The sequence below is a fragment of the Lactobacillus sp. ESL0228 genome (genome assembly GCF_003692825.1).
Taxonomy (GTDB): Bacteria; Bacillota; Bacilli; order Lactobacillales; family Lactobacillaceae; genus Lactobacillus.
The window spans coordinates 334990-359816 of the sequence record NZ_REHJ01000008.1 but is presented as its reverse complement, the minus strand read 5'-3'; the positions used below and the strand labels follow the sequence as shown (position 1 = coordinate 359816).

Genomic DNA, 24827 nt, shown 5'->3' with positions numbered 1-24827 from the left:
TAAGTTTGTGCCATTAACTGAACTAATTATTGATGGTTTTAAATCATTTGCAGATAAAACAAAAATTGAATTTAATAACGGAATTACTGGTATTGTTGGACCCAATGGTAGTGGTAAAAGTAATATTACTGAAGCTATTCGCTGGGTAATGGGAGAAGCCAGTGCGAAATCGTTACGTGGGTCTAACATGAAAGACGTAATTTTTGCTGGTAGTGAATTTAGGCAACCAACAAATCATGCCGAAGTGTCAATGATCTTTGATAACCATAATCATGAATTGAATTTAGATGCAGAAATGGTTACTATTACGCGACGTATATTACGCTCAGGTGAAAACGAATATCTTATTAATAAGCAAAGCGTTCGTCAGCGCGATGTTAAATCATTATTTCTTGATTCGGGAATTTCACAAAATAGCTTGTCTATTATCTCGCAAGGACGTGTTGATCAAATTTTGAATTCTCGTCCTGAAGAGCGTCGTAGTCTGTTTGAAGAAGCTGCAGGAGTTCTTTCGTTTAAAAAGCAAAAGGAAGAGGCAAATGCCCAACTTGAACAGACTACTGATAATTTGGTTCGTATTAATGATTTGGTTAAAGAGTTGCAGCAGCGTCTTGAACCACTGCATGAACAAAGCTCATTGGCTAAAGAGTATCAATTTCAGAAAAATGGGCTTGATCAGGATTTAAAAACTTTGCTAGCATTTGAAATTGAAACAATTGATGGGCAAAAAAAAGCAGTCCAAGAAAAGGCAGAGCAAAATCAAGTTCTTTTGTCAAAGCTTGATCGCGAAGTGAAGGAATCACAAAATGCCGTTGCTTCTAAAAGAGCAGAATATAAAAAAATCAGTACGCAACGCGAACAAATTCAGCAGGATTTACTAGCTTTGACAAAGAAACTTTCAGAAATTAATACTGATTTACAGGTAGCTGAGCAAAGTAAACAATACAATGAAGCGACTAAAAACGAATATCAAACAGAATTAACAGACTTAAATGGTCAGGTAAAAGAATTAGAACATGAATGTGCTGAACTCACTTTTAAAGAGCAAAAGTTAAAGGCGGAGAAGCAGCAGTTAAAAGGTCAAAGAGAAAAGTTGACTGTGCAACTTGATGCAAATCCTGACCAATTAAATCAAAATTTGGATGATTTGCGAGCAGAATATATCCAATTATTACAGGACCAAACATCAAATAATAATGAGATCGTCTATTTAAATTCAGAATTAAAAAGAACTGTCGATGATCATTCTAATCAAAATAATGACGTAACAATGCAGTTAGACCATGGCTCAGTGGAATTGAAACGATTGGGTGAACAGGGCAAGATTTTAAGGCAAAAATCCCAAAATGAACAAGTTACGCTAACGAAATTAATTAATCAAAAAAATGATAATCAAAGTAAGTTATCTAATGTTCAGCAAATATTAGCAGACAACAGCCAGCGCTACCGGGAAATAAAGGCACGTTTTGAAGCACTTGAAAATATTCGTAAACGGCATGAAGGATATTATTATGGTGTAAAAACTGTTTTAAATAACTTAGATAATTATCCAGGAGTGATTGGAGTTGTAGGTGAACTTATTTCATTTCCAATCGAATTGGAAGCTGCAATGACAACAGCGCTTGGTGGTGGTGTTCAAGATTTAGTTACTAGTTCTAAATTAAGTGCACGCGATGCAATAAATCGTTTAAAGAGTAACCATGCTGGTCGGGCAACTTTTTTGCCACTTGATGGGTTGAATGAATATACAATCCCAACTTCGACCAAAAAAATCCTTGATTCTTATACAGGTTACCAGGGAGTAGCTAGTGAATTAGTTAAAACCACTGTTGTACAAGATATTAGGCCTGCAATTAATTATTTGCTTGGCAGTACAATTATCGTTGATACCATTGATAACGCATTAAAAATGCATCAACGAATTGCTCGCTATCGAATTGTAACACTTGACGGAGATTTGGTTTCTCCTGGTGGCTCAATGACAGGTGGCGCACGTAATCAAAAAAATAATTCTCCTTTGCAGACTGTTGCTGAGCTCAATCAATTAAAAGCAACGCTTAGTAAACTGGAAAGACAGTTAAAAAAAGATCAAGTTAGCTATAAAGAGTTGGCTTCTGTTGACCAAAAGCTAAGTCGAGAAATTACTGAAGTTCAAGAAAAATACCAAAATTATAAACAAGAATTAGCTGAAGTTGAGTTATCGTATCGAAACCAGAAAAAAGAGGTTAAAAGATTAGAGAAAGCAAATAAGTTGTTTAAAATAACTCAAAAACAGCATCAACAACAATTAAAAGAGCTTCAAGAAAAAATCCACATTACGAAAAAGAAAAAAGAAACTTTTGTTGAACAAATTGAACAACAAAAAATAAAAATTGATTCTCTACAAGAAAAAATCAAAAACTTTACATCTCTTAATCAACATATACAAGATCAATTAGCAGAGCTTGATCCCAAGATTGCTGTTTACACAAATAAGCTAGAAAATATTGCTAAGCAGCAAGTTGAAAAGCAGCAGCACTTAACGCAACTACAAACTCAAATTAAGAATTTGACTAATAAGTTAGAGGCTATTAGCCATAATCGTGATCTTGATCAGCAGAAAAAGCAAATCTTAGAAGCACAAACTAAAGAGGATACTATTAAACAAGTAAAACTGCAACAACAAGTGACCAAGCTCAGTGCCCAACTGGGACAATTTGATGCTAAAATTAGTCAGCTTGATCAAGTTGCAAGTCGTAATTATGATTTACGCAAAAATGCTGCAAATGAGCAAGAAAATTTTTCAGTTAAAATAGCACAATTAAATAGTAAAATAGATCAAAGACTTGAACAATTACGCAAGAATTACTCTTTAACTTATGAGGCAGCACTTGCGCAGTCTGATTTAGAAAATGATGAACAAACCAGGATGAAGCTACAAAAGAGTGTTAAACTGCATCAAATGTCGCTTGAAGATATTGGTCCGGTAAATCTGAAATCTATTGCAGAATATGAAGATGTAAAGAAAAGATTTGATTTTCTAAATAATCAACAAAATGATTTATTGAGCGGACGTGACAATTTACGAAAATCAATGGCTGAATTGGATCAAGAGGTTTGTGTCAGATTTAATAAAACTTTTAGTGAAGTTGCTAAAAACTTTATGGAACTATTTCCAATTGTTTTTGGTGGAGGAAAAGCCAAACTTGTTTTAACTGCTCCAGATGATTTACTTAATACGGGAATAGAAATTATTGCTCAACCTCCAGGTAAAAAACAACAAAGTCTTAGCCTATTGTCAGGTGGAGAACGAGCTTTAACGGCAATTACTTTATTGTTTGCAATGCTTAAGGTTAAACCTGTTCCATTTTGTGTGCTTGATGAAGTTGAAGCAGCACTTGATGATGCTAATGTGACACGTTTTGCTCAATTTTTGGAGAAATATGACTTGCACACACAATTTATTGTCATTACACACCGAAGAGGTACAATGGAACAAGCAGATCAGCTTTATGGTGTTGTGATGCAAGAATCTGGGGTTTCACAAGTATTGTCAGTGTCGTTAAGAGAAATAAAAAATGAGGTAAATTAAAATTGGGTTTATTTGATAAAATAAAAAAGTCTTTATTCGGTAACAATGATGACGAAACAGCTATTAAAAAGACGGCAACAGACCAAAAAGAAAATACCGAGGAAATTGACCAAGATGTAAAAACTGTATCAAGCGATGAAAAAAGTGGGAAAAATCTCCTTTTAAAACAAACTGAAACAGATAAAGAATCGTCTTCACTGCAAGATCACCAACCAAATGGTGACAATAAGTTTTCTGAAAAGACAACAGCAAATAATACATCTCAAGAAACAATTGTCGACGAAAAAAAATCAGATAAAAATAATTCTCAAGTTCAAGAAACAGCTAGTGCAGAGTTGTACGAAAAAGGATTAGAGAAAACTAATAAGGGTTTTGGTTCACGACTGAATCAATTTTTTGCTAAGTTTAGAACTGTTGATGAGGATTTTTTTGATGATTTAGAAGAATTACTGATTGAATCTGATGTTGGCTATGAAACAGCTGAAACTTTAACAGATGAACTTAGAGATGAAGCTAAGTTACAAAATGCCAAGTCACGTGATGATTTGAAAAAAGTAATTGTGGAAAAGTTGGTTGATTTATATGATCAAAATGGAGATGCAGCTAGCGAAAAATTGCGCTTTCATGCTAATGATCAGCCCACTATCTATCTCTTTGTTGGCGTAAATGGTGCGGGTAAGACAACCACAATTGGCAAATTAGCTAAACGATTTAAGGATCAAGGTAAATCGGTTATTTTAGCGGCAGCAGATACTTTTAGAGCCGGTGCTGTCGAGCAACTTGTAGAATGGGGTAAACGGGTCAATGCTCCGGTTGTTACAGGAAAAGAGCAGGCTGATCCCGCATCGGTGGTTTATGATGCAACAAGTAAAGCCCTAGCTGAACATGTTGATTATTTATTGGTTGATACAGCTGGCCGTTTACAGAATAAAAAAAATCTAATGAACGAATTGGAAAAGATTGAGCGTACAATAAAAAAGCTGGCACCAAATGAGCCAACCGAAACTTTACTAGTTTTGGATGGTTCGACTGGGCAAAACGCTTTATTGCAAGCAAAAGATTTTGATAAATCCACAAAGTTAACTGGTTTAGTTTTGACTAAACTGGATGGTTCTTCTAAAGGTGGTGTTGTCTTAGCAATACGTAATGAGATGAAATTACCAGTTAAACTAGTTGGATTAGGTGAAAAGGCTAGCGATTTGGCTGACTTTGATGCTGCAAATTATGCTGTTGGTCTTTTTCATGATTTAATATAATAAGAATAAAGGAGATTTTTTATGAAAGAATACAGTGCATGTACAACAATTTTAGTTGGAAAAAAAGCATCAGTTGATGGTTCAACATTGATTGCGCGAAATGATGATACTTTTAGACCAATTACTCCACAAAAGTTTATCATTGAGCCAGCAGTCAAAGGCGAAAAGGGCCGTAAAATTAAATCTTGGCTTAATAATTTCAGAATGGACTTACCGGAAAATGCTCAGGCGGTTCCAGCTGTTCCGAATGTTGATTACAAAAATCGAGGATATTACGATGAAAGCGGCATTAATCAAGAAAATGTTGCTATGTCATGTACCGAATCAACTTATGGTAATGAACGTGCCTTAGCTTACGACCCACTAGTAAAGGATGGTTTGGATGAAGACTGTATGCAAACGGTGGTTTTACCATATATTCATTCAGCTAGAAATGGTGTTGAGTATTTAGGTAAGCTGATTAAGAAGTATGGGTCACCAGCCGGTAATTCTGTTTTGTTTAGTGATAAAGATGAAATTTGGTATATGGAAATTGTTACCGGTCATCATTGGGTTGCACAACGAATTCCTGATGATGCATATGCAGTTGCAGCTAATCGGGTTTCAATTGAGCAAGTTGATTTTGATGATCCAGACAACTTTATGTGGAGCGATGGAATTCAGGACTTTGTTTCTAAAAACAATCTAAATGTTGATCATAAAGGATGGAATTTCCGTCATATTTTTGGTACTTATAGTCAACAGGATCGTTTTTATAACACTAACCGTGTTTGGTATGGTCAAAAATATTTCAATCCTGAAATTGAACAGGATCCAACTGACGGTGATCTGCCATTTATTCGGCGAGCAGCAAAGAAAATTACTCGTGAGGATATTGAATTTGTATTGGGCAGTCACTATCAAAATACACCGTATGATCCTTTTGGTAAAGGAACTGAACAAGAAAAGCATCGTTTTCGTCCTATTGGTTTAAATCGAACACAAAATGCTCATATTCTTCAAATTAGAAGTGATGTTCCAGAAGATAAAGCAGCAGTTATGTGGTTGTGTATTGGTGGTCCTACTTTTACGCCATTTGTGCCGTTTTTTGCTAATATGAATGATACTGATCCATCATATAGCAATACTTCAATGGATTATAATATGAATGATGCATGGTGGTATTATAAGTCACTTGCGGTGCTTGTAGAAAGCCACTACCCACAATTTGTACAGCTAGATACAGATTATTTGAAAGAATTAAATCAATATTATCGTAGTAGAGTTAGTGAAGTGATTGCTAAAGCTGGAAATAAAACCGGTGCTGAATTAACGGAATACTTAACCAAGGCTAACCAAGAAACGGTAGCATATACGCGCAAGCGTTCAGAGCAACTATGGGGACAAATGATGATTGAGTCCATCAAGATGTCCAAGTTGACATTTAATATGGATGCCAACTTATAATGGATAAATTGGAAAGCTAGTTAAAATACATATTTATAATTTATTAAGCACTAAGCATCTAGATGATTAGTGCTTTTTATTTATCATTGTACTTTCGCTAGTCGCATATAAACGCCTTTAATTTGTTACTGCAAACACGGTAAGCAGAATCATTGGATTTTATAAAAGCGTTGCTTAAATTTTTTTGTACCAAAAAATGTCAAGCTAGTTATTAGCTTGACACTTTTACTATATAAAAATCGCTATCGTTAATTTGTTATTTTCTTTCGGTAATATTAGAATGATAAATTCCGTATAGAAAATAAATTAACATTCCCGCTATTGTCCAAAACAGCATATATTTTTTAGCCTGATTATCTAGTCCCCAAAAAACAGCGAAAGAACCTAGAAAAGCTAAACAAGGTAAGAGGGGATATAGTGGCATCTTAAAAGCTGGGTCAGCAATATCCTGACCTTCACGAGGTCTTAATTTATAAATCCCAATTGAAACGAACATGAACGCAATTAAGGTTCCTGCAGAAACAAGTTGAGTTAGAAATGAGAAGGGAATAAAAGCTGAAATAATAATAGCAACAATTGCAACTGCCCAAAGAGAATTTTCTGGGCGGTGGTCTTTATTTAGGTTACCTAGTTTTTGTGGTAGCATCCCGTCACGACCAAAGGAATAAACTAGACGGGAACTGGCCATACATAATCCAATTAAGGCAGTAAACATTCCTAAAACGGCAATTGATTGAACAATAATTGCAATTGATCCATGACCTGTTTGTCTTAAAGCATAACCAACTGGTTCAGCTGAATTTAGGTATTGCTGATATGGCACCATTCCAACCAAAACAAGACTTACAGCGACAAATAAGATAACTGCAATTAGCAATGAACCGATGATTCCGCGCGGCATTGTTTTTTGGGGATTGACAGCTTCGGCAGAATTAGATGCGATAGCATCAAATCCTAGAAACGAAATGTAAATCATTGATACACCGGCGTAAATTCCTTGCCAGCCGCCAAAAGCCCCATGACTAGTAACACGATATTGTGGGATAAATGGTAAAAAATTGGCTTTTTTAACAGCTGTTAATCCAACAATTACGAACAATAAAATTGCCATTACTTTGATTATGACTAAAATGTTTTCAACCTTTGATGCTTTGGAAACACCAAAACTAACCAGAAATGCTGCAATTAAAATTGCAATTAGAGCAACTAAATCAAAAATACCTCCATTAATACCCAATGGATTTGCTAAAGTATTGGGTAATTTCCAACCAAGTGGTGCAATCAGTGCACGTAAATTAGCCGATAGTCCGGAACTGATAAAGGCCATACCGATTAAGTATTCTGCTAGTAGCGCCCATCCGGAAATCCAACCCCAAAATTCGCCAAAAATCACATTAATCCATGAGTAAACTGAGCCTGCAAAGGGCATGGCAGCTGCCATTTCGGCATAAGCAAAAGCAACTAAACCTGCTACAATTGATGCAATAATACATGAAATTGCAACAGCAGGACCAGTATGCAGGGCGGCAACTTCTCCTGGTAATGTAAAAATGGATGTTGAGACAATCGTTCCAACTCCTAATGCTAAAAAATCCCGGACCTTTAAAGTTCGATTTAATTGACCATCTTTTTGCTGGTAAATAGTGGGATCTTCTTTCCGATTCATCGTTTTCCATAAATTCAATATATATTCTCCTTGCGACTTTGAATTTTATACTTGTAGAAAGTAAAGCAACATATCCAGTAGGTACTGTGCAAGTTCTGACAGGTTATCTAAAGTAAAAAACGGTACCAAAGTTATAATCCCCCAAGTACCGCCACTGATTTGCATTAGCTTTATGATTGTTTTTACTAGCTTCATAATAAGTTTACTAAGTAAAATAACCAGTGGTAATGATACCGATATTTTAGCTGAAAAGCAAGTTTTATTATTATAAGTAGATTTACTAATTAATAATGTTCTAAATCGTCAAGTAGGCACTTTTTTGCTATACTAATTCAAGGTGAGCGTAATGGATGAACTCGAAAAAAATGAAATTATAGGCGATCTTTATGCATATTATGGCAAGCTTTTGACAAAAAACCAACAAAATTATTTTGAAGACTACTATTACAATGATCTTTCTTTAAGTGAAATTGCAGATAATCATCAAGTTTCACGTCAAGCAGTTTATGACAATTTACGTCGGTGTCGCAAACTTTTACAAAATTATGAAGATAAATTGCAGATGCAAAAAGATTATCATGATATTGAGCAGGGTCTGCTTACTTTGATAGAATTAGTTAAAAAAGCTAAGCAGGACCAAGCTTTAACAGTGATAAATGAACTAATACAGAAAATGAGGGAAGAGTAATCGATGGCTTTTGAAAATTTAAGTGAGAGAATTCAAAAAGCACTTCGGAATTTAACTGGAAAAGGCAAAATTTCAGAAGAAGATATTAATAATGCTAGTCGTGAAATTAGGCTGGCATTATTAGAAGCGGATGTTAATTTTAAGGTCGTTAAAGACTTTATTAAAACGATTAAGCAAGAGGCTTTAGGTAAAGAAATACAAGAAAGTTTAAACCCCGGTCAACAAGTTATCAAGATCGTTAATGATGAATTAACTAAGATAATGGGGTCAAGTGCTACTAAACTGATTAAATCAAAGCATATTCCGACAATCATTATGATGGTTGGTTTGCAGGGTACGGGTAAAACTACTACTGTTGGCAAATTAGCAAAACGCCTAATGAATCAAGAAAAAGCACGACCGTTATTAATTGCCGGTGATATTTACCGTCCAGCTGCTATTGAACAGTTGCAACAAATTGGTAATAATCTCCAAGTCCCAGTTTATAGTGAAAAAGATCAAACTAATGTTGCTCAAATAGTTCAAAATGGATTAGAGCTGGCCAATCAAAATAAAAACGATTATGTTATCATCGATACTGCTGGTCGTTTAGAGATTGATGAACCATTAATGAAAGAACTGGAAGAAGTCAAGAAGGTTGCCCAACCTGACAACATTCTTTTAGTTGTTGATGCAATGACTGGACAAGCTGCAACAGATGTTGCCAAAGGCTTTGATACTCGCCTAGATATCACTGGCGTTATTTTAACTAAGCTTGATGGTGATACACGTGGCGGTGCAGCTTTGTCAATTAGAGCGGTAACTGGTAAGCCGATTATTTTTACTGGACAAGGGGAAAAATTAGAAGATTTAGAACCATTTTATCCAGATCGAATGGCTTCAAGAATTTTAGGCATGGGCGATGTATTAACCTTAATTGAAAAAGCTCAGCAAGATTATGATGCTCAGAAAGCTGAAGCAGTTGCCGAAAAGATGAAGGAAAATACGTTTGATTTTAATGATTTTGTCGACCAATTGGAACAGGTTGAGAAGATGGGTCCCCTTGATCAAATAATTAAAATGATTCCAGGAATGGCTAATAATCCGCAGCTTAAGAATATGAACTTTGATAAGAAGCAAATTGTTTATGTTAAAGCAATAATTTCATCAATGACTCAAGCCGAGAGAGAGGATCCTGATTTGCTTAATCCGAGTCGGCGTAGAAGAATTGCCTCAGGTTCTGGACGACCAATCGTGGAAGTTAATCGCATGATTAAGCAGTTTAAGCAGGCCCGTGATATGATGAGCAAAATTACCAAGGGCAATTTTAAAGGAATGGATAAACTTCCTGGAATGAATTCACCAATGGGTAGAATGGCAATGCGTCATATGGGCAAAAAATTCAAGAAAAATAAGAAAAAACGTATGAAGGTTAAACGCTATCGTTCATAACAAAATCTTCTGTTAAGCAAAAACACTTTACACCAAAAAACAAAAGTGCTATATTATATTTCGTAACTTTTAGGAGGATATTAAACTTATGTCAGTAAAAATTCGTATGCGCCGTATGGGTGCCAAAAGAAAACCATTTTATAGAATCGTTGTTGCCGATTCAAGAATGCCACGTGATGGTCGTTTCATTGAAGAAGTTGGCTACTACAATCCAGTTTCTGAACCAAAAGAATTGAAACTTGATGAAGATAAGATTTTTGAATGGCTGAAGAAAGGTGCTCAACCTTCCGACACAGTCCGTTCACTTCTTTCTGGTGCTGGATTAATGAAGAAGTTGCATGATTCAAAATTCAACAAGTAATGATTTGTTAGTTAAAAGTTTGGAGCCAACTGCTTCAAGCTTTTTTCTTTTGAGTTAGGAGAAAAAATGCAATTTTACGATGTTGCCCGTATTTTAACGACGCATGGATTAAAGGGAGAATTAAAGGTTGATGTGATTACTGACTTTCCGGAGCAGCGTTTTGCTAAAGGACAGCAATTATATTTAAAAAATCAACTTGAGCAAGTTTTAACTGTAGCAAGTAGTAGACCTTTCAAACAATTTTGGCTAGTTCAATTTACCGAAATAAGTTCACTTGAGGCTGCCGAAAAATTGAAAGGTAAAACTCTCGTGGTTAGTAAGGAAGATCAACATGATTTGCCACAAGGTGTTTACTACTATCGAGATATTATTGGTTGTCAGGTAGTTGATAATTTAACGGGTAGTAATTTAGGTATAGTTACTGGAATAGAGTCTCCTGGAGCTAATGATGTTTGGGAAATTACAGAAACTTCAGGTAATGAATATTTAATTCCATATATTGATGAAGTTGTTAAAAAAGTCGACATTGACTCTAAAAAAGTCTATGTTGAACTGTTGGAGGGTTTACGCGATGAAGATTAATGTGCTTACTCTTTTCCCAGATATGTTTACGCCGTTACAAACTTCAATGCTAGGTCGCGGTCTTGAGGATAATAAATGGCAATTAAACTTAGTCAATTTTCGTGATTTTACGTCTGATGTCCACCATCATGTTGATGATTCTCCTTATGGTGGTGGTGCTGGGATGGTTTTGCAGATTATGCCAATAAAAAAAGCACTTGCTTCTTTAAAAAATAAAGGGAAAGTGATCATCACGGCACCTCAAGGAAAAATTTTTAATCAAAAAGTTGCTCAAAATTGGTCGCATGAAGAAAATTTAACCTTTATTTGTGGACATTATGAAGGCTTTGATCAACGAGTTTATGATATGGCTGATGAAGTTGTTTCAATTGGTGATTACGTTTTAACTGGTGGTGAATTACCCACGATGAGTATGATAGACGCTACTGTGAGATTAATACCGGGCATTTTAGGAAATGCCGCGTCACCAGTTGATGAAAGCTTTGCTCAAGGATTATTAGAATACCCACAATATACTAGACCGGAAGAATTTGAAGGAATGAAAGTACCTGAAGTATTGGTGTCGGGTAATCACCAAAAAATTGCTGAATGGCGCCGAAAAGAAGCATTGCGGGTCACATACTTGAAAAGACCAGATTTATTGCAAAATTACGAATTTACTGACCGAGAAAAAAAGATGTTGGCGGAAATTAAACAAGAAGAAGACCGGACTTGATTTTAAACCGTTAATTTGCTAAGATAATGCAGGTGCGAATTACAAGCATTAATAATTAGGGGTGTTCCGCTGGCGTAATAGCGTTTATGAATGCCGAAGAAGGAGAATAATAATGGATCCATTAATTCAAGAATTGACTAAAGACCAATTACGTGATGATATTCCTAAATTCCGCGCTGGTGACACTATTCGTGTTCACGTCCGTGTTGTTGAAGGTACTCATGAACGTATTCAGATGTTTGAAGGCGTTGTAATCAAGCGTAAGGGTACAGGTATAGCTGCTGCTTACACTGTACGTAAGATTGCTTCTGGTGTTGGTGTTGAACGTACCTTCCCAGTTAATGATCCACGTGTAGCCAAGGTTGAAGTATTGCGTCACGGTCGTGTACGTCGTGCTAAGCTTTACTACTTGCGTGAACGTCATGGTAAGTCTGCAAGAATCGCAGAGAGACGTCGTTAATCAAATAAAAAGAACTATCTTTTTGATAAGGATAGTTCTTTTTTTATGCTAAAATACCAGTAATCTTATTTTAGCTAGGAGGTTTTAAAGTGCAACAGCCATTTTTATTAGATTTTGACGCAAATCGAAACGCAGTACTAGAGCCAGACCATGAAAGAAGTAAAGTGAACTATCACTTTCACCGAAAATTGTTATTTGCATTTATTACAAAGGACGCAATAAAACAATTTTTAATAGTATATCCGCATCGTTTAATAGGACAATTTGATTGCTTTGAAGGTAAAACCCCCATTTATGAAGTTGAAATTGGTCAAGAGAAAATCACATTTTGTCAAGCCAAACTGGGTGCTGCAGCTGCCACGGAATTACTTGATTGGCTAATTAGTTATGGGGTTAAGCAAATATTAACGATTGGTTCGGCTGGAACATTGGTTGACCTTCCAGAAGGTTATTTTTTATTACCAACTAAAGCAATTAGAGATGAAGGTACTTCATTTCATTATATGGAAGCCAGCAACTTTGTTGACTTAAACTCAGCTTATTTAAGCCGAATTGAATTTTTAATGAAACAAAATGGTTTAAAAGCTAAGAAAGTTTTAACCTGGACAACTGATGGTTTTTTCAGAGAAACGGCTCAAAAAGTTCAACAATTTAGAAAACTTGGTGCTGCTTGTGTTGAAATGGAGTGTGCAGCCATGGCTGCATGTGCTCAATTTCGCCGAGTTGATTTTGCTCAAATCTTATTTACTGCAGATTCATTAAGTAGTATTGAATGTCACAAAGATAGGGGCTGGGGACTGGATGCTCATGAAACTGCTCTCACTTTAGCGGCTAAAATAATTGCTGATGTTTAAGTAAACTTTGTGAAAAATATGGTTGTGAAACCTATATGAAACAGCAGAAAATTTCACAATCCAAAGAAAAAATATTGTTATAGCAAGGTTAAGCATGCAAAAAGCTCCAAAAATTTGTGAATTCATGATATTTAATTAATGTGGAAAAATATAAAATGTCGACTATTAAAAAACCGTAACAGTGAAGTTACGGTTTTTATAAAGCTATTATCAGTTGGGTTACTTTAAATAATACTGTTGCGATACAAGCCTATAACTTTTCCAAGAATATGAACACTTGATAAAATAATTGGTGACATTGAATCGTTCTCTGGTTGAAGACGGTAATGGTTCTTTTCTTTATAGAAACGTTTAACAGTTGCTTCGTTTTCATCTGTCATGGCAACGACAATTTCACCGTTAGTAGCAGAACTTTGTTTACGCACAATTACATTATCACCGTTTAATATGCCAGCATTGATCATGCTTTCGCCGTGTACCCTAAGCATAAACAGGTCACCCGCGTCATTTGCTAAGTCTGGAGGTAGAGGAAAGTAGTCTTCAATATCTTCTACGGCAAGAATCGGTTGCCCTGCCGTAACAACACCTACAATTGGAATTTCTGATGGCTTTACACCAAGCGCATTCTTTCCAGCTTCTGTTATTTCAAGGGCACGCGGTTTGGTTGCATCTTTAATTAGTAACCCTTTTCGCTGCAAGCGCGCTAAGTGACCATGAACCGTCGAAGTTGAAGATAGATCAACTTCATGGCAGATTTCACGGACAGTCGGTGGGAATCCACGTTTTTGAACCGTGTCATATATGTATTGAAGTATTTGTAATTGTTTAGAGCTTTGTTTGGTAGTCATAGATTTCTCCCATGTAGCGGACTTAATTTTAATGTTATTTTACCAGATATAACTATCAAGTACAAACAAACGTTCTAATTATTAAACCTTTTTTTATTTGTAAAAATAGGTTAGACTTTTAAACCAAGAGGTGTAACATGACGAAAGATAATGAAAAAAAATTAACAAATAGAATTAATGAATTGTACCACAAGAAAAAATCTGTCGGACTAACCGATGAGGAAGAAAGAGAGCGTCGGGAACTGCATAAGAAATTTATTGCGAATTTTCGGGCTGGATTTAAACAAGATGTTGAGAATTTAGTCATAATTGACAAAAACGGTAACGAATTAACATCTGAAAAAGCAAAAGCAGTTCAACGTAAAAAAGGTTTAAGAAAAGATTAAGTTAGACCTTTAAATTTATGTGATTTTTAGGTAAGATATACCTATTGGACAAATTGAGGTGATTATTTTATGAAATTGGGATTAGCGATCTTTTTAATAGTTATTGCACTTTTAATAGGTCTAGTTGGAGGCTTTTATGGTGCTAGAGCATATATGAAGAAATATTTTAAGGATAATCCACCAATCAGTGAAGATATGATTGTTGCCATGATGTCACAAATGGGACAAAAGCCTTCGGCAAAGAAGGTTAACCAAGTGATGAACATGATGAAGCATCAAAAATAAAAGGTCTTACTAGATTGAAATTAAAGACGAGGATTTATTCTCGTCTTTTTATTTAGGCAAGATAGGTGAAAAATGGGTATATTTTTTAAATTAAAATGGTTTTTTAAACAAGAAAAAAGGAGATATATAATTGGAGTTGCATTTTTAGCTTTAACTTCTGTGGTCAATTTAGTTCCACCAAGAATTTTAGGGTTAATGGCAGACCAATTAAATCAAGGGTACATTAGTTGGCAAGAATATGCTGTATTAATTTTTGCAATTCTTATTGCTGCATTATTATTATATGGTTTTCGTTATTTTTGGCGTAAACAAATATGGGGTGGAGCCGCTAAGCTTGAACTTAAACTACGTTCAAAATTATTTCGTCACTTTATGGAAATGGATCGAACCTTTTATCAACGGCATAGAACAGGTGATTTAATGGCACATGCAACTAATGATGTCTCAGCTGTTCAATCAGTCGCTGGTGAAGGCGTTTTGACACTAGTTGATTCATTAATTATGGGAATTTCAACAATGGTGGCAATGATAATATTTGTTAATTGGCGTTTGACAATTGTTGCCTTAATCCCTTTGCCATTCTTAGCGTGGGGCGCACGTAAACTTGGTGATCAACTGCATGATTCTTTTGATAAATCACAGGCTGCTTTTTCTAGGTTAAACAATAAAACTCAAGAATCAGTTTCTGGCATAAAAGTTTTAAAGACCTTTGGTCAAGGAAAGCAGGATACTGAAGCATTTACACAAATGGTCAATGATACGATCAAAATAAACAAAAAAGTTTTTAAATGGGATGCAATGTTTGATCCGTTAGGAACACTGCTAATTGGCTTGACATATACTATTACCATTATTTATGGTGGAATCATGGTTGCTAAGCACACTCTTTCTATTGGACAATTAGTATCTTTTATTGCGTATATTGGCAATATGGTTTGGCCAATGTTTGCGATTGGCTATTTGTTTAATATTTTAGAACGTGGTAGTGCAAGCTACGATAGAATTGAAAAACTATTAGCAGAAAAGCCGGCCATCACAGATGATGGAGCAGATCAAACAATTACTTCGGAAGACTTGACTGGAGACTTAAGGTTTTCAATTAAATCATTTGCTTATCCAGATGAACCTACAATTCCTGTTTTAGAAAATATCAAATTCAACTTAAAACCAGGTCAGACATTGGGTATAGTAGGAAAAGTTGGCTCTGGGAAGTCGACGATTATTGAATTACTTTTGCGTGAATTTGATCGTTATGATGGACAAATAACAATTAATGGATATGATATTCGTGAAATTCCCCTTAATGTGTTGCTGCGAGAAATATCATATGTGCCTCAAAATAATTATCTATTTTCAACAAGTATTCAGAACAATATTTCATTTTCCAAAGTAAATGCAGATGAGGCAGATGTTATTGCAGCAGCTAAAAAAAGTGATTTACATAATGATATTTTACAAATGCCCGGAGGCTATAATACTTTAATTGGTGAAAATGGAGTTTCACTTTCTGGGGGCCAAAAACAACGGATGTCAATTGCACGTGCCTTGTTAAAGCAGAGTCAGATTTTAATTCTAGATGATGCATTGTCAGCGGTTGATGCCAAAACTGAAATGACAATTTTAAAAGCATTGAATAAGGAACGACAAGGAAAAACAACGTTGATTGCTACACATAGATTAACTTCTGTCATGAATGCCGATTTAATTTTAGTTTTAAAGAACGGTAGAATTATCGAGCAAGGAACTCATAATCAGTTAGTGTCTGCAAACGGTTGGTATAAAGATACATGGAGTCGTCAGGAACTAGAAGAGAAAGTAGGTGAATAAGGTGGATAATCAAAATTCGAATCAATCAGTATGGTCTCAGGAAATACCTGTTAAGGAGCAACTAAGTATTTTAAAGAGGCTGTTGCATTATGTATTGTATTTTAAAAATGAAATGATTATTGCAGGTGTTGGTGCTTTTCTAGTTAGTGTAATCAACATGCTTTTGCCATATGGATTACAGTATTTTCTTGATAATTTTCTAGTAAAAGTAAATGTCACGACTCAAATAATTTTATTTGGTGGCTTATTATATGCCTTGGGTTCAGTTATAAAAGGCTGTTTACAATTTACATATGAATATTTCTTTTCGTTAGGTTCAGAAAAATCATTAGAATTTCTAAGAGTTAAGCTCTATCAAAAATTGCATCAATTGGGAATGCGTTATTTTGATCAAACTCCAGCTGGTTCAATTGTCTCACGTGTGACTAATGATACGATGACACTAAGCAATTTTTTAACAGTATTAGCTAGTGTTGTTATTTCAATTTTTTCGGTTATTTCTGCCCTTGTTGCAATGTTTTCTACCAATGTTGTTGCTGGCTGCATTGTTCTAGCATTTTTACCAATACTGTTAATAATAATCTGGTTATATTCAAGAAAAAGTTCAAAGTTATATCGCAACTACCGTGAAAATCTGAGTCGAATTAATACCAACTTAAATGAGTCAATTGAAGGAGTTTCTCTAATTCAGCAATTTAAGCAGGAAAAGAGAATGGGTCAATACTTTGAAAATGAAAACTTTGCATTAATGAAAACCCGGTTTAGTATGATTACGTTAAATTCAATCCTATTGTCACCGTTAACAAGTTTGTTATATTCGTTAGCATTGGCTTTGACATTAATGTATTTTGGTTATCCTTTACGACAAACTTTTGTTCCAGCTGGAGTAGTTTATGCATTCTCACAATATATTTCACAATTATTTAACCCTATATCAAATTTAATGGATCAAATGACTTTCTTTCAAGATGGGATAGTTGCCGGAAAAAGAATTTTTCGTATTCTCGATGATACTAATTACGAACCACAGCAAGATGAGCAACTTGGATTAACTATTACCAAAGGAAAGATCGAATTTAAGCATGTAAGTTTTTCTTATGATGGAAAAAACGAAATACTACATGATATATCGTTCACAGTAAATCCAGGGCAAACCCTAGGTATTGTTGGTCATACAGGATCTGGGAAAAGCTCAATCATTAATGTGATGATGCGTTTTTACGAATTTTATCAAGGTGAAATTTTGATAGATGGTGTGGATATCAAAAAATATCCTAAAGCCGAACTTCGTCAAAAACTTGGACTTGTTTTACAAGAACCGTTTATGTTTTATGGTGATATAAATTCGAATATTAGACTATATAACGCAACAATTTCGGATCAACAAATTAAAGATGCGGCTAAAACGGTTCAGGCTGATGAATTTATTGAAAAACTTCCTGGTAAATATAAAGCAAAAGTTGGCGAAGGTGGAGATGAATTCAGTCAGGGACAACGGCAGTTGATCTCATTTGCCCGAACTCTTGTGACTGATCCGAAGATTTTAGTTTTGGATGAGGCAACAGCAAATGTCGATACCGAAACGGAAACATTGATTCAAAATGGTCTAAAAAGATTACGTCAGGGTCGAACCACCTTGGCTATTGCGCATCGATTATCAACAATTGTTGATGCTGATCAAATAATTGTTTTAGATAGTGGAAAGATTGTAGAACGAGGCACACATCAGCAGTTGCTTGCCCAAAAAGGTTATTATTACAATCTTTATACTTTGCAAAATCAAAAGTAATTTTGATAGATAATTAAATAAGAGTCTGGAGAAACTATTCTCCTTGATCAACAAAAAAGCGTTGAACTTGCATGTTCAACGCTTTTTCTCGGTCTTGATATTATTAATTATAAAACCATAAGTGTTCGTAGACTAATAACAATGTATCAAAATTATACCACAGGCAATCACACATTTAAAATCTCGCTTTTTACCCTATAGCCATAAGATTGTCTCGACGCTTACCCAAAATCAGCCAATGCTGTATTTGGCTGACCAACAGACCATGTCCTATTACACAATTAATAATTTTCACGTCAGCAAAAATGTTAATCAAACAGTGTTTTTTTCTGTTTTAATAGCCTAAAGTAGAGTGTTTGTTGTATAATCATATTCTTTTTATTAATTGTACTAAAATTTAAGCTAATGCCACCAAGAAAAAAGAGACAAACAATGATGTGACCCACGAAATTAAGACAATCTCGGAGGTTATATTTTTATGTCTAAATTATCTAAACAAGATAAAATTAATTACTTAGTAATCATATAATTTCTTGTCATTGGCAGGTTTTCACCAGATGGTCCCTTGGTTATCAAATACTGTACAACATCAATATTGCCGGATTCAAAGGAAGCAGCACAAGCTTGCAAGTATAAATCCCACATTCTAGTAAAGCGTTCACCCATTTTCTTTTGGATTACATCACGTTGATCATTAAAATTGGCGTCCCAAATTTCTAATGTTCGCTGGTAATGACGTCTAAGCATTTCTAAGTCATCAATTTGTAAACCACTGGCGATAATATGTTCAATATTTTCACTTAATCCAGGAACATAACCACCTGGGAAAATATATTTATTAATCCAAGCGTTTTTAGCCCCGCCTTGCTGACGAGTAATTCCATGAATTAAAGCAATTCCGTCTTTTTTAAGATATTTAGATACATCTTGAAAATATTCGCCTAAGTTTTCTTGTCCAACATGTTCAAACATTCCAACTGATGTAATATAGTCCCATTGTTGGTTACCAAGTTCACGGTAATCTTTTAATTGAACTTCAGCCACATCTTGAAGATTTTGATCATAAATCTTTTTTTGGACTAACTTATATTGTTCTTCACTAAGGGTCACTCCAGTAACTTTTAGACCGTATTTTTGGGTAGCGGTTAACATTAAAGTTCCCCAGCCACATCCGATATCAAGCAATGTTTTACCTTTTTCTGGATGTAATTTTTCAAGAATATGATTAATCTTAGCAAGTTGTGCTTTTTCTAAATTATCATGATTATCTTCTTCAAAATAAGCGCAAGAATATGTCAATGTTGGATCTAACCATAATTCATAGAAATCATTTCCAATATCATAATGACTTTGAACATCTTTTTCACTTTGCTGTTCGGTATGTCTTTCTTGGGGTAAAAATTTGCGAAATTTTGAGGAGCGCAAAAAACTATCGGCGCTCTCATAAGCTCCCCAAATTAACTTTTGTAGACTGCCTTTGATTTCAATCTTTTTATCCATATAAGCTTCGCCTAGTGCAAGCGATGCGTTATGGGAAATGGCTGTTACCGGAATTTTTTCATTAAAAACAATTTCGATATTCGGGCTACCGTTTCCGTATATTTCGCTCTTACCATCCCAATAAGTGACTTTTATTGGAAACGGAAAGGACTTGCTCAGCATTGTCCTGTAAAATGTTTTTTCTAACAATTTTCGAATACCTCCATTTATATAATCATTATTATTAACATTTTAACACTTATAAAACATGTTCGAAAAATCTTGCATCAATTCCATATATAAGTTTGCTAGTGTTTATTTAATTAAAAAATCAAAAGTTGCAATAATAATGCGTTCTGAAATATTAAATGAGAACAAATAAAAGTCGAGAAAATTTCTCGACTTTTATTTAGGTTGATAATGAAAATTGGGATTTTGTTCGTAGTCTATTTTATTCCATGCCTCTTGAAGCTGCTTGCCCAGTAATTCTTCATTTTCATGTGTCAGTTTCACTTTTCGATCAACTTGAAATGGTTCTCCAAAGCAAACTTCCAAAGGCTTACGTTTGAGTAAATCAGTAAATGTAAGCGGTCCTTGATAAACTACGGGGACAATTGGTTTGCCAGAAAGCTTGGCAATAGCAATCGTTCCTCCTTTAAGTTCTGTGGAATGGCGAGTTCCTGATGGAAAAATAATTAATGAATAATTGCCATTTTTAAGTCCCTTAATTGGGGTCTTTAAAGCAGAAGGTCCGGGATGCTGGCGATCGACAGCAAAAGCATGAGCATGTTTTAGAATAAAACGTAAAATTGGATTTTTAAATAACTCGATTTTACTCATAAACATAAATTCTTTTGGACTGGCAGCAAGAGCAAACAAGATGGGTTCCCACCAAGTGCGATGCGGCGCAGCTAATATATAATTTCCTTCAGGAATGCGTTCCTTATGATTAACGTGTAAATGCCCATTAATTAGCCACACAATGAAGCGAGCAACGGGTCGAATAAAATGATAAAACATAATTCCCTCCATTTGTTGTAAAATATTATAGCAAAGCTTAGGAAGAGGATAAAACTTTTATGATAAATTTGAAAAAAAATGAGCGAATTGACTATATGTATAGCGACCATTTAAAAATCATTCAGGATAAAACGTCCTTTAGTTTTTCTCTTGATACATTACTTTTGGCCTCAATGGCTAAAAATTCAATTAAGGATAACTTTAAAGTTGCAGATCTTTGTGCAGGTAACTGTGCGGCAACAATCTATATGGCATATTTTAACCGAGCAAAGTATGATGCAATAGAAATTCAAGAAGATATTGTTTCTCAAGCAGAGCGTTCAGTTACATTAAACCAAATGGAAAATCGAATCAAGGTTTATTCGGAAAATGTTAAGGATGCAACGACCTTTTTACGAAAGGATTACTATGATGTTATAGTCGTTAATCCACCGTACTTCAAGGTTGTTAAAGATCACAAGATTAATCCAGATGCTAAAAAAGCCATTGCTCGCCATGAACTTCTAATTAATCTTGAAGAAATAATTAACGTTTCGAGCATGTTACTTAAGATGAAGGGAAAGATGTTTATGGTTCATCGACCCGAGCGTCTGAATGAAATTGCCTACTATTGTCTAAAGCATGATTTAAGCATTAAGTTGATTCAGCCATATGTTTCTCATCGCGGTGAAAACAGTAATTTAATTATTATTGAGGCAGTCAAGCATACCGGTAGTGATGGCTTGGTATTAAAAGATCCAATTGAAGTTCATAATCAATCTGGAGATTATCAACCAGTCATTCAGCGAATAATTCATGAATCAGATACTGAAAAGAGGAGTAGAGCAGATCGCAAAGAATATTATTTCTATGTTCTTCTTTGCAGTGACGGAAGCTTCTATGGTGGTTTTACTGATAATCTTAAAAAGCGCCTACAAACTCATAATGATGGCAAGGGAGCTAAATATACCAAGGCACGTCGACCAGTCAAGATGATTTACCACGAAAAGTTTGCTGATAAAAAGTTGGCTCTTAAACGTGAATACTGGTTTAAACACCATTCTAGACAATGGAAGGAAGCTTTTTTAAAAGAACACAGAGTTGACTTTTAGTCTTGCATCTTTAGTAAAAATTTAGTATTATTTTCTAGTGTGCTATAAGTACATGGATAAAACATCAAGGGCGATTAACATTTTGGTGCCAAATATTGGTGAAACGTTAAAATGACCGCTTGAGAGGATTAAAACCATAGGAGGAAGTTATAATTATGTCAGTAGTTTCAATGAAACAATTACTTGAAGCTGGTGTCCACTTTGGCCACCAAACTAGAAGATGGGATCCTAAAATGGCTCCTTACATTTTTACACAAAGAAATGGTATTTACATCATTGACTTGCAAAAGACAATTAAGATGTTAGATGACGCATACGCATTTGTTAGAGCAGTTGCTCAAAATAATGGTGTTATTCTTTTTGTGGGTACTAAAAAACAAGCTCAAGATTCAATTGCTGAAGAAGCAACTCGTGCTGGTCAATATTATGTTAACCAACGTTGGTTAGGTGGGACTTTGACTAACTGGAAGACCATCCAAAGCCGAGTTCAAAGATTAAAAGATTTAAAGAAAATGTCAGAAGATGGTACTTTCGATGTACTACCAAAGAAGGAAGCCTCACTTTTAACTAAAGAAATGGATAAGTTAGAAAGATTCTTAGGTGGTATTGAAGATATGCCTAGAATTCCTGATGTCTTATTTGTTGTTGATCCTAAGAAAGAAAAGATTGCTGTACACGAAGCAAATATTTTGGGTATTCCAGTCGTAGCGATGGTTGATACCAATACTGACCCAGAACCAGTAGATGTTGTTATTCCTTCAAATGATGATGCTATCCGAGCAATTCGCTTAATTTCTGGTGCAATGGCTGATGCTGTTATTGAAGGTAAGCAAGGTCAAGATGATAGTGATGAGAAAGTTGAAGCCGAAATGGTTAAGGGCAGTGACGACAATGCTACTGTAGAAACTGAAGAAGCTTCAGACGAAGACTAGTTTTATTTGGAAGGAAACTTTAATGGCTAACATTACTGCTAAACAAGTTAAAGAGTTACGTGACCGGACCGGTGCCGGGATGATGGATTCCAAGAAAGCTTTAGTTCAAGCTGATGGAGACATTGAAAAAGCAATCGATATCTTAAGAGAAAATGGTGTTGCTAAAGCTGCTAAGAAGAGTGGTCGGATTGCAGCTGAAGGCTTGGCAGAGTTCGCCTTTGAGGGCAATACTGCTGTTTTAGTTGAGATCAACTCAGAGACTGACTTTGTTTCTTCAAATGACAAATTCATTAAATTAGTCGACGATGTTACTAAGGCAATTCTTGCAACTAAACCTGCCAATGTTGAAGAAGCATTGAAAGCACCAATGGGTGATACTACTATTGGTGATGCAATCACTAATTTGACTGCTGTTATTGGCGAAAAGATCACTTTGAGAAGATTCGATTTGATTTCTAAGAATGATGATGAAGTATTTGGTGCATACAAGCATAATGGTGGTGCAATTGTTGCTCTTGTTACTTTAAAGGGTGATAGCGCAGAAGCCGCTAAGAATATTGCAATGCACGTAGCTGCAATTAATCCAGAATACTTAAACAAAGAATCAGTTCCTAAAGCTGACTTTGATCGGCAAAAAGAAGTTTTCACTAAGGAAACTGAAAAAGAAGGCAAGCCTGCTAATATTATTCCTAAGATCGTTGAAGGTCGAGTTAATAAATACTTGAGTGAAATTTGTTTGGTTGATCAACCTTACGTTAAGGATAGCGACATGACAGTGGCAGAATATGCAAAATCAGCCAATTCTGAAGTAGTAAACTTTTCTCGTTATGAAGTTGGCGAAGGTATCGAAAAGAAACAAGAAGACTTTGCTGCTGAAGTTAAAGAACAAATGAAATAATATTTTCAATTTTAATTTTTAAAATTGATACGAAACCCCATAATTAGTTGTCGTAATTATGGGGTATTTGTATGTTAATTAATGACTCATAATTAAAGGTATTATCATTGAATTCACAAAAATTATGAAGATAGTTTTACTGTCTTTAATATTGAAATTTATTTTCAGTTAAAACTAATAATCCGTCCTAATTTAAGTGATGAATTCTAGCTAATTATAATAAATGTAAAGTTTGACAATATTACAATAGAGTGTTAATTAGATAGAGACGATAGATTAATTTAACTATATGAAAGAAAGTTATGAAAACGTATTTAAGTATTGACATTGGTGGTACAGAAATTAAATTTGCTCAATTTAACCAAGCTGGTAATGTTATCGATAAAGGGAAAGTTAAAACCAAACATGAGAAAAAAAACTTTTTAGCAACTATAGATCAAATTATTGATAATTACTCAGCCGAAATAAAAGGTATCGCTTTTTGTACTCCAGGTAAAGTTGAAAAGACAAGAATTCGATTTGGTGGAGCTTTGCCTTTTCTGGATGGAGTTGATTTTGCCCAAAGATATGGTAATAAGCTTAATATTCCAGTTGCAGTTATCAATGATGGTAAAGCTAGTATTTTGGCTGAGAGCTGGCTGGGCAGTTTAAAGGGTGAGAAAAATTGCGCAGCAATTACTTTGGGTACCGCTGTTGGAGGCGGCATTATAATTGATGGACATTTGCTGGAAGGAGTTCATTATCAAGCTGGCGAGCTTAGTTTCATGATTTGTAATAGTTCACATCTGTCAAAGATGGCTGGAAGTGCTGCAATGACTGGCTCGGCAGTCAAATTTATTCAGGAAGTTAATCATCATCTCGGTTATTCAGATGAAAATGATGGTCAAAATGCTTTTGATGCTATTCAAGAAAAAAATCCTGAAGCGGTCAAAATTTTTCATTCGTTTTGCTTGAGGATTGCAATCTTGATTTTGAATCTTCAAACAGTTGTAGATGTAACTAAAATTGCAATTGGTGGTGGAATAAGTGCCCAGCCCATTTTGCTTCCTGCAATTAATAAGGCGTATGATAAATTAATTTATGAGATAAACCCGGTGATCGGGCAAACCTTAACTAAACCAAAAATAGTTGCAGCAAGTTTTCAAAATGAATCTAATCTTTATGGGGCTTTGTATAATTTGTTGTTACAAATGAACAACGAAAATTTGAATCATTAAATTTGAAACTCATTTCGAAAAAATA

The 24827-nt window shown here is 35.0% G+C and carries 22 protein-coding genes; 18 read left to right on the top strand and 4 right to left on the bottom strand.

The annotated features are described in order from the left end of the window. Positions 1 to 7: 7 nt before the first annotated feature. Genes smc through F5ESL0228_RS05205 form a run of 3 tightly spaced genes read left to right on the top strand, consistent with a single transcriptional unit; the run spans position 8 to position 6273 of the window. The gene (smc, locus tag F5ESL0228_RS05215) at positions 8 to 3571 is read left to right on the top strand and encodes a chromosome segregation protein SMC (RefSeq protein WP_122023078.1); all 3564 of its coding nucleotides are present in this window, start codon (positions 8 to 10) and stop codon (positions 3569 to 3571) included. A gap of 2 nt (positions 3572 to 3573) precedes the next feature. Beyond that, on the top strand, positions 3574 to 4827 hold the full coding sequence (ftsY, locus tag F5ESL0228_RS05210) for a signal recognition particle-docking protein FtsY (protein WP_122023077.1): 1254 nt from the start codon (positions 3574 to 3576) through the stop codon (positions 4825 to 4827). A 21-nt stretch (positions 4828 to 4848) separates the two neighbouring features. Beyond that, positions 4849 to 6273: a C69 family dipeptidase gene (locus F5ESL0228_RS05205; RefSeq protein WP_122023076.1), complete on the top strand. Its 1425-nt coding sequence runs from the start codon at positions 4849 to 4851 to the stop codon at positions 6271 to 6273. 256 nt (positions 6274 to 6529) lie between these two features. Here F5ESL0228_RS05205 and F5ESL0228_RS05200 read toward each other — a convergent pair whose 3' ends face one another. Then, a complete protein-coding gene (locus F5ESL0228_RS05200; protein WP_199713323.1) occupies positions 6530 to 7957 on the bottom strand; it encodes an APC family permease in 1428 nt (475 codons plus the stop codon). Positions 7958 to 8285: 328 nt separating this feature from the next. Here F5ESL0228_RS05200 and ylxM point away from each other — a divergent pair, with 328 nt between their 5' ends. The 7 genes from ylxM to F5ESL0228_RS05165 all read left to right on the top strand — a co-directional run bounded on the left by ylxM (position 8286) and on the right by F5ESL0228_RS05165 (position 13030). After that, positions 8286 to 8627, top strand: coding sequence for a YlxM family DNA-binding protein (gene ylxM, locus F5ESL0228_RS05195; protein WP_122023075.1), 342 nt, complete (start codon positions 8286 to 8288; stop codon positions 8625 to 8627). A 3-nt stretch (positions 8628 to 8630) separates the two neighbouring features. Beyond that, positions 8631 to 10058, top strand: a complete 1428-nt coding sequence (gene ffh / locus F5ESL0228_RS05190; RefSeq protein WP_122023074.1) for a signal recognition particle protein — start codon at positions 8631 to 8633, stop codon at positions 10056 to 10058. An 88-nt stretch (positions 10059 to 10146) separates the two neighbouring features. Beyond that, positions 10147 to 10419 carry a 30S ribosomal protein S16 gene (gene rpsP, locus F5ESL0228_RS05185; RefSeq protein ID WP_122018409.1) on the top strand — a complete coding sequence of 91 codons (273 nt, stop codon included), beginning with the start codon at positions 10147 to 10149 and terminating at the stop codon, positions 10417 to 10419. A gap of 66 nt (positions 10420 to 10485) precedes the next feature. After that, entirely contained in the window at positions 10486 to 11001 is a 516-nt protein-coding gene (gene rimM / locus F5ESL0228_RS05180) for a ribosome maturation factor RimM (RefSeq protein WP_122023073.1), read from the top strand. Then, complete coding sequence (gene trmD / locus F5ESL0228_RS05175; RefSeq protein ID WP_122023072.1) at positions 10991 to 11716, top strand: tRNA (guanosine(37)-N1)-methyltransferase TrmD; 726 nt, start codon at positions 10991 to 10993, stop codon at positions 11714 to 11716. Before rimM ends, trmD begins: the two co-directional genes overlap by 11 nt. A 112-nt stretch (positions 11717 to 11828) precedes the next feature. Beyond that, complete coding sequence (gene rplS / locus F5ESL0228_RS05170) at positions 11829 to 12176, top strand: 50S ribosomal protein L19 (RefSeq protein ID WP_122023071.1); 348 nt, start codon at positions 11829 to 11831, stop codon at positions 12174 to 12176. A gap of 89 nt (positions 12177 to 12265) precedes the next feature. After that, on the top strand, positions 12266 to 13030 hold the full coding sequence (locus tag F5ESL0228_RS05165) for a nucleoside phosphorylase (protein WP_122023070.1): 765 nt from the start codon (positions 12266 to 12268) through the stop codon (positions 13028 to 13030). Positions 13031 to 13254: 224 nt separating this feature from the next. Here F5ESL0228_RS05165 and lexA read toward each other — a convergent pair whose 3' ends face one another. Continuing rightward, positions 13255 to 13878, bottom strand: coding sequence for a transcriptional repressor LexA (lexA, locus tag F5ESL0228_RS05160; RefSeq protein ID WP_122018404.1), 624 nt, complete (start codon positions 13876 to 13878; stop codon positions 13255 to 13257). Positions 13879 to 14015: 137 nt separating this feature from the next. Between lexA and F5ESL0228_RS05155 the strand changes: the two genes are divergently transcribed. From F5ESL0228_RS05155 to F5ESL0228_RS05140, 4 genes are all read left to right on the top strand, one after another. Beyond that, a complete protein-coding gene (locus F5ESL0228_RS05155; protein ID WP_122018403.1) occupies positions 14016 to 14264 on the top strand; it encodes a DUF896 domain-containing protein in 249 nt (82 codons plus the stop codon). 69 nt (positions 14265 to 14333) lie between these two features. Next, positions 14334 to 14549: a YneF family protein gene (locus tag F5ESL0228_RS05150; protein ID WP_122018402.1), complete on the top strand. Its 216-nt coding sequence runs from the start codon at positions 14334 to 14336 to the stop codon at positions 14547 to 14549. 72 nt (positions 14550 to 14621) lie between these two features. Continuing rightward, positions 14622 to 16376 carry an ABC transporter ATP-binding protein gene (locus tag F5ESL0228_RS05145; RefSeq protein WP_122018401.1) on the top strand — a complete coding sequence of 585 codons (1755 nt, stop codon included), beginning with the start codon at positions 14622 to 14624 and terminating at the stop codon, positions 16374 to 16376. A gap of 1 nt (position 16377) precedes the next feature. Beyond that, entirely contained in the window at positions 16378 to 18165 is a 1788-nt protein-coding gene (locus F5ESL0228_RS05140; protein ID WP_122023213.1) for an ABC transporter ATP-binding protein, read from the top strand. Between the two features lie 510 nt (positions 18166 to 18675). Here the strand turns inward: F5ESL0228_RS05140 and F5ESL0228_RS05135 are convergent. Continuing rightward, entirely contained in the window at positions 18676 to 19854 is a 1179-nt protein-coding gene (locus tag F5ESL0228_RS05135; RefSeq protein ID WP_122023069.1) for a cyclopropane-fatty-acyl-phospholipid synthase family protein, read from the bottom strand. A gap of 195 nt (positions 19855 to 20049) precedes the next feature. After that, positions 20050 to 20664, bottom strand: a complete 615-nt coding sequence (locus F5ESL0228_RS05130; protein WP_122018399.1) for a 1-acyl-sn-glycerol-3-phosphate acyltransferase — start codon at positions 20662 to 20664, stop codon at positions 20050 to 20052. 59 nt (positions 20665 to 20723) lie between these two features. Between F5ESL0228_RS05130 and F5ESL0228_RS05125 the strand changes: the two genes are divergently transcribed. From F5ESL0228_RS05125 to F5ESL0228_RS05110, 4 genes are all read left to right on the top strand, one after another. Beyond that, positions 20724 to 21755 (top strand): GIY-YIG nuclease family protein, encoded by a 1032-nt coding sequence (locus tag F5ESL0228_RS05125; RefSeq protein WP_122023068.1) that lies wholly within the window; start codon positions 20724 to 20726, stop codon positions 21753 to 21755. 155 nt (positions 21756 to 21910) lie between these two features. Continuing rightward, entirely contained in the window at positions 21911 to 22687 is a 777-nt protein-coding gene (gene rpsB, locus F5ESL0228_RS05120; RefSeq protein WP_199688558.1) for a 30S ribosomal protein S2, read from the top strand. A gap of 22 nt (positions 22688 to 22709) precedes the next feature. Beyond that, the gene (tsf, locus tag F5ESL0228_RS05115) at positions 22710 to 23585 is read left to right on the top strand and encodes a translation elongation factor Ts (protein ID WP_122023067.1); all 876 of its coding nucleotides are present in this window, start codon (positions 22710 to 22712) and stop codon (positions 23583 to 23585) included. 302 nt (positions 23586 to 23887) lie between these two features. Next, positions 23888 to 24802 (top strand): ROK family protein, encoded by a 915-nt coding sequence (locus tag F5ESL0228_RS05110; protein WP_122023066.1) that lies wholly within the window; start codon positions 23888 to 23890, stop codon positions 24800 to 24802. The last annotated feature ends 25 nt before the right edge of the window (positions 24803 to 24827 follow it).